General features: G+C 67.6%; 10 protein-coding genes. 3 read left to right on the top strand and 7 right to left on the bottom strand.

Annotation, left to right across the window (positions count from 1 at the left end):
* Positions 1-283: 283 nt before the first annotated feature.
* From AB4Z01_RS34650 to AB4Z01_RS34630, 5 genes are all read right to left on the bottom strand, one after another.
* Entirely contained in the window at positions 284-1306 is a 1023-nt protein-coding gene (locus tag AB4Z01_RS34650) for a Gfo/Idh/MocA family oxidoreductase (RefSeq protein ID WP_441701180.1), read from the bottom strand.
* The gene (locus tag AB4Z01_RS34645; protein WP_441701178.1) at positions 1303-2415 is read right to left on the bottom strand and encodes an ABC transporter ATP-binding protein; all 1113 of its coding nucleotides are present in this window, start codon (positions 2413-2415) and stop codon (positions 1303-1305) included. The genes AB4Z01_RS34650 and AB4Z01_RS34645 overlap by 4 nt, the downstream gene beginning before the upstream one ends.
* Positions 2416-2422: 7 nt before the next feature.
* Positions 2423-3298, bottom strand: coding sequence for a carbohydrate ABC transporter permease (locus AB4Z01_RS34640; RefSeq protein WP_441701182.1), 876 nt, complete (start codon positions 3296-3298; stop codon positions 2423-2425).
* A 10-nt stretch (positions 3299-3308) separates the two neighbouring features.
* Positions 3309-4229 (bottom strand): carbohydrate ABC transporter permease, encoded by a 921-nt coding sequence (locus AB4Z01_RS34635; protein WP_441701176.1) that lies wholly within the window; start codon positions 4227-4229, stop codon positions 3309-3311.
* Between the two features lie 70 nt (positions 4230-4299).
* Complete coding sequence (locus AB4Z01_RS34630; protein WP_441701174.1) at positions 4300-5571, bottom strand: ABC transporter substrate-binding protein; 1272 nt, start codon at positions 5569-5571, stop codon at positions 4300-4302.
* 671 nt (positions 5572-6242) lie between these two features.
* Here AB4Z01_RS34630 and AB4Z01_RS34625 point away from each other — a divergent pair.
* A complete protein-coding gene (locus AB4Z01_RS34625; protein ID WP_441701173.1) occupies positions 6243-6749 on the top strand; it encodes a sigma-70 family RNA polymerase sigma factor in 507 nt (168 codons plus the stop codon).
* 58 nt (positions 6750-6807) lie between these two features.
* On the opposite strand, the gene AB4Z01_RS34620 is transcribed toward AB4Z01_RS34625, so the two are convergent.
* Positions 6808-7065 (bottom strand): hypothetical protein, encoded by a 258-nt coding sequence (locus AB4Z01_RS34620; RefSeq protein ID WP_441701171.1) that lies wholly within the window; start codon positions 7063-7065, stop codon positions 6808-6810.
* Positions 7066-7543: 478 nt separating this feature from the next.
* Here AB4Z01_RS34620 and AB4Z01_RS34615 point away from each other — a divergent pair, with 478 nt between their 5' ends.
* Positions 7544-8731 carry an acyltransferase family protein gene (locus AB4Z01_RS34615; protein WP_441701169.1) on the top strand — a complete coding sequence of 396 codons (1188 nt, stop codon included), beginning with the start codon at positions 7544-7546 and terminating at the stop codon, positions 8729-8731.
* 46 nt (positions 8732-8777) lie between these two features.
* Here the strand turns inward: AB4Z01_RS34615 and AB4Z01_RS34610 are convergent, their stop codons facing one another.
* Entirely contained in the window at positions 8778-9329 is a 552-nt protein-coding gene (locus AB4Z01_RS34610; RefSeq protein ID WP_441701167.1) for a MucR family transcriptional regulator, read from the bottom strand.
* Positions 9330-10107: 778 nt separating this feature from the next.
* On the opposite strand from AB4Z01_RS34610, the gene AB4Z01_RS34605 reads away from it, so the two are divergent.
* On the top strand, positions 10108-10389 hold a 282-nt coding region (locus AB4Z01_RS34605), incomplete at its 3' end, for a hypothetical protein (RefSeq protein WP_441701165.1).

Here is a 10389-nt window from a genome sequence, read left to right as displayed (position 1 = left end):
GCGTTCTGCTGCTCCAGCATCCGGTTGCGCGCCTGCAACTCGCCAATTAGGGCCAGAAGACCTTCCTCGGACAACGATGGGGGTGGCGGCGTCATCCTTCCTTGACTCACAAACCTCCCAGATCGGTCAAGAGGTCAAGGTCCTCCTGGGCAGTTACGCGAAGCGAAGCAATCCAGGGCCGCAAGAGCGGAGGCATGGATTGCTTCGTCGGCTTCGCCTCCTCGCAATGACGGTTCTTTTGCGGGAAGGAACAGCCTAGTCGCCAGTGCGCTGACCTGACCGCCTACCACTCCAGCCGGACGTCGCGGCCGGTGGCGGAGCTCTCGATCGCGGCCTCGATCACCCGGACCACGTCGCGGCCGTCGCGCGGGTCGACCGGCGGCGGCGCGCCGTCGCGGACCGCGGCGACGAAGCCGGCATAGAAGGCGCCGTAGTGGCCGGGCGCGATCGCCAGGCGCTGCGTCTCCGGCACGCCCGCCTCGCGCCCGAGGGTCAGCCAGCCGGTCTCCGGCGCGGTCTGGACCGTGCCGGCGCGCAGATGGTCCTCCTGCGGGTCGATCTCCAGCTTGCGGAAGGTGGCGCGGTCGCCCTGCACCACCAGCCGGCTCCCCGGCTCCGCCACCAGGATGCGGCAGCGCAGCAGCGCCCGCGTCGGGCCGAAGCCGAGGGTGAAGATAGCGTCGTCCACCGCCTCGGCGCCGGGGCGGATGGCGCGCAGCTCCGCCCGCACGAAGTCGGGCCGGCCGAACAGCACCAGCGCCTGGTCGATCAGATGCGAGCCGAGGTCGTAGTGCAACCCCGATCCCGGCACCGCCTGCTCGCGCCAGCGCGCCCGGACAGTCGGGCGGAAGCGGTCGTAGTTGGATTCAAAGGACAGCACTCGGCCTAGCCGCCCCTCGGCGATCAAGGCCCGCAGCGCCAGGAAGTCGCCGTCCCAGCGCCGGTTGTGGAACACGGTCAGCACCCGCCGCCGCTTCGCCGCCAGGGCGATCAGGTCGTCGGCCTCGGCGGCCGTGACCGTGACCGGCTTGTCGACCACGACATGCTTGCCGGCCTCCAGCGCCCGGCGGGCCACTTCATGGTGGCTGCCGCTCGGCGTCGCCACCACCACCGCTTCGACCGACGGGTCGGCCAGCAGGGCGTCGATGGTGACGATGGGCAGGCCGGGCGGCGCGTCGGTCACCGCCTCGGGGTTCCGCACCGCCGCCGCGGCCAGCTCCACGCCGGGGCAGGCGGCGATCAGGGGGCCGTGGAAGACGCGGGCGGCGGGGCCGTAGCCGATCAGTCCGATGCGAAGCGGCGTCATGCGATGCGGGCCTCGGTGCCGGCGTCGAACACCACGGCCTTGCCCATGTCGAACACCAGCCGGCTGCGCTGGCCGGCCCGGGCCTCGGCGTCGGGGCGCAGCCGGGCCAGCACCTCTTTGCCGCCCATCTCGACCACCGCGATCAGGTCCGGGCCGGTCGGCTCGGTCACCTCGATCAGGCATTCGGTCTCCAAGACCGGGCCGGCGCCGCCCACGGCGCCCTGCGGGTCGGTGATGTTCTCCGGGCGCAGGCCCAGGATGATGTCGCGCCCGGCGGCGCCGCGCAGCCCGTCATTGGCCGGCAGCGGCAGCACGATCTCGCCGTCCTGCAGCCGATCGATGGCGGCGTGCGGTCCGCCATTGTGGTCCACCACCTTGGCCCTGATCAGGTTCATCGGCGGCGAGCCCATGAAGCCGGCGACGAAGGTGTTGGCCGGCCGGTCGTAGATCTCCCGCGGCGTGCCCAGCTGCTGCAGCTCGCCGGCCCGCATCACCGCGATCCGGGTGGCCAGCGTCATCGCCTCGATCTGGTCGTGGGTGACATAGACGATGGTCGATTTCAGCCGCTGGTGCAGCTTCTTGATCTCGGTCCGCATCTCCACCCGCAGCTTGGCGTCGAGGTTGGACAGCGGCTCGTCGAACAGGAACACCTTGGGGTCGCGCACCAGCGCCCGGCCCATCGCCACGCGCTGGCGCTGGCCGCCGGACAGCTGGCTGGGCTTGCGCTTCAGCAGATGCTCCATCTGCAGCAGGCGGGCGACGTCGGCGATCGCCTTGGCCCGCTCCTCCTTCGGCACGCCGCGCATCTCCAGCCCGAAGCCGATGTTCTGCTCGACCGACATGTTCGGGTACAGCGCGTAAGACTGGAACACCATGGCGATGTCGCGGTCCTTCGGGTGCAGCTCGTTCACCCGCCGGCCGTCGATGGCGATGGTGCCGTCCGAGACGGTGTCGAGCCCGGCGATCATGTTGAGCAGCGTAGACTTGCCGCAGCCGGACGGGCCGACCAGCACCAGGAACTCGCCGTCGTCGACGTCGATGTCGATGCCCTTGAGGATCTCGATCGCGCCGTAGCGCTTGATCACGTTCCGGATCGTGAGAGAGGCCATGGTGCGGTTATCCCTTCACCGCGCCCGCCATCAGTCCGCGCACGAAATAGCGGCCGGCGAGCACGTAGACGACGAGCGTCGGCAGCGCGGCGATGATCGCCGCGGCCATGTGGACGTTGTATTCCTTCACGCCGGTCGAGCTGTTGACGATGTTGTTCAGCGCGACCGTGACCGGCATGGCGCTGCCGCCGCCGGCGAAGGAGACGCCGAACAGGAAGTCGTTCCAGATGTTGGTGAACTGCCAGATCACCGTGACCACGATGATCGGCACCGAGTTCGGCAGCAGGATCCGCCAGAAGATGCGGAAGAAGCCGGCGCCGTCGATCATCGCCGACTTCACCAGGTCGTTCGGGAAGGCGGCGTAGTAGTTGCGGAAGAACAGCGTGGTGAAGCACAGGCCGTACACCACATGGACGAAGATCAGCCCGGGCGTCGAGGAGGCGAGGCCGAGAAAGCCCAGCGTCCGCGCCATCGGCAGCAGCACGATCTGGAACGGGATGAAGCAGCCGAACAGGATCAGGGCGAAGACGATGCCGTCGCCGCGGAACCGCCACTTGGTCAGGACATAGCCATTGAGGGCGCCGAGCACGGCCGAGATCGCCACTGCCGGCACCGTCATCAGGATCGAATTGAGGAAATAACCCTTCAGCCCCTCGCAGGTCAGGCCGACGCAGGTGGTGCTCCAGGCGCTGACCCAGGGCTCAAGGGTCGGGCTCGGCGGCAGCGACAGGATATTGCCGGCCCGCACCTCGTCCAGCGTCTTCAGCGAGGTCACGACCATGACGAAGAGCGGGAACAGATAGATCAGCGCGAACACGCCGAGGATGGCGAACAGCAGCCAGCGCAGAGCGACCGAAAGGCCTGAGCGCGGGCCGGGCACCATGATGGAAGCCTCAGTCACGGCGGCCACCCCGCAGCTCGGAGTACAGGTAGGGCACGATGATGGCGCTGATCGTGGCCAGCATGATCACGGCGCTGGCGGCGCCCAGCCCCATCTGGTTGCGGGTGAAGGTCAGGCTGTACATGTACAGCGCCGGCATCCAGGTCGAGGTGCCGGGGCCGCCCGCGGTCAGCGCCATCACGAGGTCGAAGCTCTTGATCGCCAGATGAGCCGAGACCACGAAGGCCGACAGGAACACCGGCCGCATCAGCGGGATGATGATCCGCCGGTAGGTCTGCGGCAGCGTGGCGCCATCGATCGCGGCCGCCTTCAGGATGTCGCTGTCCACGCCCCGCAGCCCCGCCAGGAACATCGCCATGACGAAGCCGGAGGACTGCCAGACGCCGGCGATGACGACGGTGTAGATCGCCATGTCGCCATTGATCAGCCAGTCGAAGGTGAAGCTGGTCCAGCCCAAATCATGCATCAGCTTGTCGAGGCCGAGGCCGGGGTTGAGGATCCACTTCCAGGCCGTGCCGGTGACGATGAAGGAGATCGCCATCGGATAGAGGTAAATGGTGCGCAGCGCCCCCTCGATCCGGATCCGCTGGTCCAGCAGGATCGCCAGCAGCAGGCCGATCACCGTGCTGATGCCGATATACAGCACGCCGTAAATCGCTAGGTTGACCAGCGAGATGGTCCATTTCGGGTCGGACCATAGCTTTTCGTACTGGAGGAGGCCGACCCAGCTGTCGAGACGCGGCATCATCGTCGAGTTGGTCATCGACAGATACAGCGTGAACAGGATGAAGCCGTAGACGCAGACGATGGTCACGGCGAAGGACGGCGCCAGAACGAGCTTGGGCAGGATCGTCTGGAGCCAATCGAAGGGGGATCGGCGACCCGCGGCGGCGGGCTCGGAGATCACGGCCATCGGCAGGCCCTCAATATGCAGGGGCGAAAAGGCGGCGGGGGCCGGCCGACGGTCGGCCCCCGCACGCGGGTCATTTGGCGAGCGCCACCGCGTCGACCAGGGCCTTCGCCGCATCGGCGGAGGACTGGGTCGAGTTGAAGAAGTTGGTGACGACGTCGTAGATCGCGCCCTTGACCGCGGCCGGTGCGGCATGGCCGTGCGCCAGGCTCGGCAGCATCCCGCCCGTGGTCTTGAAGGCGTCGCGGTCGGCCATCGACTTCTGGCCGCAGCTGTCGAACTTGTCCGGCTTGACCTCGGTGTTGGCCGGGATCGAGCCCTTCACCAGGTTGAAGCTTTCCTGGAAGCTCGGGCTCTCGATGGCGCTGGCCAGCTTCAGCTGCGCGTCCTGCCGGGCCTTGTCGTCCAGGCTGAACATGGCGAACTGGTCGCTGTTGAACAGGAACGCCTTCTCGCTGCCCGGATAGGGCACGCAGACGATGTCGACGCCCGGCTTCAGCCCGGCCTTGATGAACTCGCCCTTGGCCCAGTCGCCCATCACCTGCATGCCGGCCTCGCCGTTGATCACCATGGCCGAGGCCAGGTTCCAGTCGCGGCCGGAGAAGTTCGGGTCGACCCAGCCGCGCAGCACGCGCAGCTGGTCGAACGCCTTCTGCATGGTGTCGCTGCCCAGCGCCGCCGGGTCGAGGTCGACGAACGCCTTCTTGTAGAAGTCGTTGCCGCCGACGGCGACGACGATGGCGTCGAAGGTGGTCGCCTCCTGCCAGGGCTGGCCGCCATGGGCCAAGGGCGTGACGCCGGCATCCTTGAACTGCTTGGCCAGGGCCTCGAACTCGGCCCAGTTGGTCGGGGCCTTGCCGCCGACCTTGTCGAGCAGCTTCTTGTTGATCCACAGCCAGTTGGTGCGGTGGATGTTGACCGGGGCCGCGACCCACTTGCCCTCATAGGTCGAGAAGGCCTGGATGGCCGGCGGGATATGGTCGGCCCAATGCTCCTTCTCGGCCAGCGGGGTCAGGTCGGCCAGCACGCCTTCCGCCGCCCAGTCGTGAACCGACAGGCCGAGCAGCTGCACCGAGGTCGGCTTGTCGCCGGCCGTTACCCGCGCCCGCAGCGCGGTCATCGCCGCATCGCCGCCGCCGCCGGCCACCGGCGCGTCCTTCCAGGACACGCCTTCCTTCTGCAACTGCTCCTTCAGAACGTTCAGGGCGGCCGCCTCGCCGCCGGAGGTCCACCAATGCATCACCTCGACCTCCTCCTTGGCCTGCGCGGCCGCGGAGGGGGCGTAGGCCGCGGCGGTCAGAGCCAGCAGGCTCGCCGCCGTCGCCGTCAAATATGTCTTGAGCATTCCCTATGCCTTCTCCTGTTCGATGCCCATGCGAAACGCACAAGCACGCTCCGCCGTCGAACGCGGCGGATCTTGGTGGGGCCAGGCCCGAACTTCGCCGTTCCAGCCGGACCAAGCGGTCCGGCGGCGTACCGACTCCATACGCCAAGCGGCCGGGGCTGCGGAAGCCGAATCCCTTTGTCAGACGAATGTTTACGGCCCGAAATTCAACCAATCGGGAGGGTGTCTGCAGGCGAAAGGCGCGGTTATGCGGCAGGGTCGCGGAAACTGCTTTCGGAGCCGGCAGATCGAAGGCGGCAGGCGCTGCCCCGCCAAGTATGGTGCTCTTCCGCTCACCGCGGTCCCAATACGGGATTTATCAAATGATGTAACGGGCGGCGGCGCCAAACTATTTTATGCCTTATCAAATGTTAGCGTCGGCGAAGCGGAACGGCACTGTGCAGCGTGTTTGCTGTCGTATGCCGGACGAATGTCTATCGTCGCGGCGGATTTTCGGCCGAATTTTGGCGGAACATGGAAAGTAGTTGAGGGTTTCATCCACAGTTCACAACCGAAGCGGCAATGATCCTGTGATCATTGCCCCGCGTCCGGGCTGGAGGCCGAAGGTCTTGAGTCCGGAAACGGAGAGACTTTGCCTGCGCCGATGGCGACAGGCAGGAAAGGGTGGGAGAATGACAAGCAGCCTCGAAGGAGCCTCGACTGCCAGCTTCACGTCCCTGGTATCGCCGCGGATGCCGGACCTTCGGCGCTATGCGGCATCGCTGACCCGCGATCCGGTGGATGCGGAGGATCTGCTGCAGGAGACGCTGATGCGCGCCTACTGCAAGTTCCACCTCTGGCAGCCCGGCACCAACCTGATGGCCTGGATGGTGGTGATGATGCGCCGGATCTTCCTGTCGAAATTCGTCGGCCCGGCCAAACGCGCCAGCAGTCAGTTCCAGATCGAGGATTGCGAGATCGCGGTCCCGGTCAACCAGGAGCAGCGGGTGGAGATCGCCCGGGTCCAGGCTTCCTGGCCGCGCCTCAGCCATGATCATCGCGAGGTGCTCGAGGTCGTCGCGGTCGGCGGCGCCTCCTATGACGAGGCGGCCAGCACGCTCGGCGTCCCGGTCGGCACCATCCGGTCCCGCCTCGGCCGGGCGCGGCAGAGCCTGCGGCAGCTCAGCGGCGTGCACTGACCGGACTTCGCACGGGGTGTGATGAAAGGAAGGGCGCCCCCGCGGCGCCCTTTCTGCGTCAACTCTCCAACAACTCCGCCGGCAACTCGCCCAGGCGCGCCAGGATCACCGGCTCGTCCGCCGCGTCCAGGTCGGCGGCAACATCCTGCCGGGTCAGGAGGACGCCGTCGGCGCGGCCCCGCGCCAGCAGCCGTGCCGCGTGTTCCTCGGCCAGGCGTCGGCTGGCGAAGCCCTGCTCGGCCAGGCGGTGCCATCCGCCGCGCCGCCGCTCGCGCCCGCGCGCGAAGCCGATCGCCACATAGAGTGCGGCCTTCACCGGCGACGGCGCTCCGTCATCAGACAGCGACGTTTCGACGATGGCGGCGGGCGGAATGGCCGCCGGCGGCGGAGGGGAGGGGAGCGGAGGGGAAGGGGGCGGAGAAGGTCTCGGGGCGATCGCGGCCGCAGGCTCGACCGCCGCGGCCGGCGCGACCTCCGGCAGCAGCGGCTGGGCGACCGCCGCCGGCCGGCCCGGCCGTCCGGCGGGCCTTGGCCGCGGCGGTGCGACCGGCCTGTCCTCGACCGGTCCAAGCGCGAAAGCCAGTTGCTGGATATGCCCCATGACGGTCCAGGTCGTGATGATGGCTGGAACGAATATAGAACAACGATGCCGCCTGTCGAGTCCGAACGCGGTCCCGGATGTGTTTCCAGGGCATGACGGAGCGGATCGGCCGCCACGCCGAGGAAGCAGCACGGCAGGGCGGGCGTGACCGAGGGGACGATCTTCATTAACGTCCGTCCGCGGGGAGGGCGAGATGGCCGACAGGATTGCCGGGACCGGGAAGATCAACGGGGACAGGGAGGCAGGCCGGATCGGATGCCTGGACGGGCTGCGCGGGCTGGCTTCGCTCTGGGTGCTGGTCGGGCACGGGCTGCTGCTGTCGGGATGGCGCATCCCGCTGGCCGACTCGCCGGATTTCGGGGTCGACCTGTTCATCATGATCTCCGGCTTCCTGATGGTCTTCCATTACGTGCAGCGGCGAGCGCGCGAGCCATGGCAGGCACCATCGACCTGGACCGCCTTCTGGGTCCGGCGGTTCTTCCGGATCGCCCCGCTCTACTACGCGGCGCTGGCGGTCGCGATCGCCGTCGGCCCCTGGCTCGGGGACGCACGGGTGGATATCGCCTCGGTTGTCCCCGGCTCGATGACCAGCATGGAGCGGTACATCGACCAGAGCCTGCAGAACATCCTGCTGCACCTCTCCTTCATGTTCGGCGCGCTGCCCGACTACGGTTTCCGCACGGCGCTGCCGGATTGGAGCATCGGGCTGGAGATGCAGTACTACCTGGCGTTGCCGTTCCTGATGCTGACCATCGCTCGCATCGGCTGGCCGGCCGGTGCCCTCGTCATCGCCGCCGCCGGCATTCTTCTGTTCAGCCTGCGGCCAGCCTTCTTCGCCAGTTATGAAATGCCGTCCGTGCTGGTCCTGAAGCTGCACGTCTTCCTGGCGGGAATGCTGTGCGCCGCGGCCGTGGGACGATCGAGGCGGGTGGTGCTGGGCTATGCGTTGCTGGCGGTCCTGCTTGCCGCCCTTCCGATCGGCGGCCGCACCGCGCCGGTCGCACTGGCGGCGCGGATGATGATCGCGTTCGGGATGTTCGGCCTGATCCACCATGCCGTGCTCGGCGGCGTCCTGGCGCGGCCCCTATCCCGGGCGGCGGCGCTGCTGGGCAGCCGCCCGTTCCATCTGCTGGGCGAAGCCTCTTACGGCATCTACCTGTCGCATCTGCTGGTGATGCTGCCGGCGGTCGCGTTCGTCGCCAACACGTCGGGCGCCCCGACACCGGCGCCGGCCCGCTTCGCCCTGGCGATGGCGATCACCATACCGGCGGTTGCCGCCGTGACCTGGCTGGCCTACGTCACGATCGAGAGGCCCGGCCGCGCCCTGGGCCGGCGCCTTCTCGCCTCTCCGCTCCTGCGCCACCGCGCCCCGGCCTGCTGACGCCGAGCTGATCCGGCCGCGTCCCGAACGGCCGGATCTCGGAGGCTCAGCGCTTGGACTTCTGCTCGCTCTGGCGCGCGGCGCGCTGGCGGCCGGGCCGGCTGGCGCGGGCCACGCGGGCCGGGCGGCCGGAGCCGAGACCCTGGCGCTTGGCGTCGGCCGATTTCGCCTTGGTGTAGTTCGGCGCCGTCAGCGGATAATCCGCCGGCAGGCCCCAGCGCTCCTTGTACTGCTCCGGGCTCAGCCCGTAGGTCGCCCGCAGCCAGCGCTTCATGGTCTTGAAGCGGCGCCCGTCTTCCAGGCAGACGATGTAGTCCGGGGTCACCGAATCCTCGATCGGCACGGCCGGGACCGGCGGCGCCGCAGGCTCCGCCTCGTGCTCGGCGCCGGACCCTTCGGCCGGCACCAGGCCGTCGGGCCCGTCATTCGGCAACTCGACCTCGCCGTCGACCGCCGCGCCCTGGGTGGCGTTCAGCGTCGTGTAGACGTTGCGGATCAGGTCGAGAAGGCTTTCGCTGTCGAGCGTGTTTCGGGACACATGGGCGACAACGATTTCTTTGGTGAACCTCAGGATCTCGGTTTCGCTTGGGCGTGCCATGCTGCTCTTTCTTAGTGAACGATCCGTCCGGAAGGCGAGGCGCGGGTTGAATTTGCGGCCGCCGAAGGATTCGAATCGCCTCCCTCCACTGGATGGCTAAAATTCTAGGCTCAATTTTAGGGTGTTTCGCGCGATTTCCGCAAGACGATAACGCAATGCTGCTCGATCAAGGTGCTGCGGCATAAAATGCCGGTTCCGGGCCTGCAGAGCGGCCGATAAACGCCTTCCGACACCCTCCGATCCTCGCGACATTGCAGCCTGTGGGTTGTGGAGAGGACCGGAAACCAGCCCGGCCATCGCCTGTCGTCGGTGAATTCGGCGACCTGTTCGCAGAACTCAAACTCTTTATATCGAAATCTTGGCATATTTTCCCGGCTTCCGCAATGGCGAGGTCCCGGAAAGTTCCCGATGGCTGGAGTTCGCCGAGATTCCGGCGCGGCAGCCCTCCAGACCGCCTCTGGCGAGCCCTTGGCCATCAGGCTCGGCGAGAACGCTTGATTTAAAATGGTCTTCTGCAATAGTTTTTAAGGATTAACGCGTCTCGCGCTTGCTGGTAGACTGATTTCGCGATTCGGAGCGTGCATTATCCGAATATGCGCCGCCGCGTTGCAATCAATGACAAAAGGTTCACGGGAGGGGGAAGCCATGTCGGTCGGTCGGCCGACCGTGGAATCATTGGGTTGGTGGGGACAGCGCCTGCACGAGCCTTTGCCGACAGTGGTTCCGACTGGGTCGAGCCAGCCTCAAAGCTGTGCGTCGGAAGGACGAACGAATGCGAATGGACCAGCTTGACGATGCGGGCCGGAAGGTGAGCCGGGATCTGGCCGGGGCGGAGATCGACCTCCGGCGGCTGCCGCCACAGCACCGGGATTTCGCGGCCGAGATCGCGCGGGCCTTCCGGTCGCGCCAGCCCGCCGCCATGGCCGAAGACCCCGCGCTGGTCCGGAAGATCCTGGCGGCGTTCGACGACCTCTCGGCCCCGCCGCGGCGCCTGGCCCGGCGTCGCGCCGCGGCACCGGCCGCCGCCGCGCCGGCCCGGATGCCGCCGGTGCCTTTGCCC

The sequence above is a fragment of the Inquilinus sp. YAF38 genome (assembly GCF_052113205.1).
GTDB lineage: Bacteria > Pseudomonadota > Alphaproteobacteria > DSM-16000 > Inquilinaceae > Inquilinus.
Note: the sequence above shows the minus strand (reverse complement) of the source record. Positions and strands in the feature narration are given on the sequence as shown.

Bases quoted from the DNA above. Each gene is read 5' to 3' on its own strand.
- AB4Z01_RS34650 (WP_441701180.1), bottom strand. From the start codon at position 1,306: ATGACGCCGCTTCGCATCGGACTGATCGGCTACGGCCCCGCCGCCCGC.
- AB4Z01_RS34645 (WP_441701178.1), bottom strand. From the start codon at position 2,415: ATGGCCTCTCTCACGATCCGGAACGTGATCAAGCGCTACGGCGCGATC.
- AB4Z01_RS34640 (WP_441701182.1), bottom strand. From the start codon at position 3,298: ATGGTGCCCGGCCCGCGCTCAGGCCTTTCGGTCGCTCTGCGCTGGCTG.
- AB4Z01_RS34635 (WP_441701176.1), bottom strand. From the start codon at position 4,229: ATGGCCGTGATCTCCGAGCCCGCCGCCGCGGGTCGCCGATCCCCCTTC.
- AB4Z01_RS34630 (WP_441701174.1), bottom strand. From the start codon at position 5,571: ATGCTCAAGACATATTTGACGGCGACGGCGGCGAGCCTGCTGGCTCTG.
- AB4Z01_RS34625 (WP_441701173.1), top strand. From the start codon at position 6,243: ATGACAAGCAGCCTCGAAGGAGCCTCGACTGCCAGCTTCACGTCCCTG.
- AB4Z01_RS34615 (WP_441701169.1), top strand. From the start codon at position 7,544: ATGGCCGACAGGATTGCCGGGACCGGGAAGATCAACGGGGACAGGGAG.
- AB4Z01_RS34610 (WP_441701167.1), bottom strand. From the start codon at position 9,329: ATGGCACGCCCAAGCGAAACCGAGATCCTGAGGTTCACCAAAGAAATC.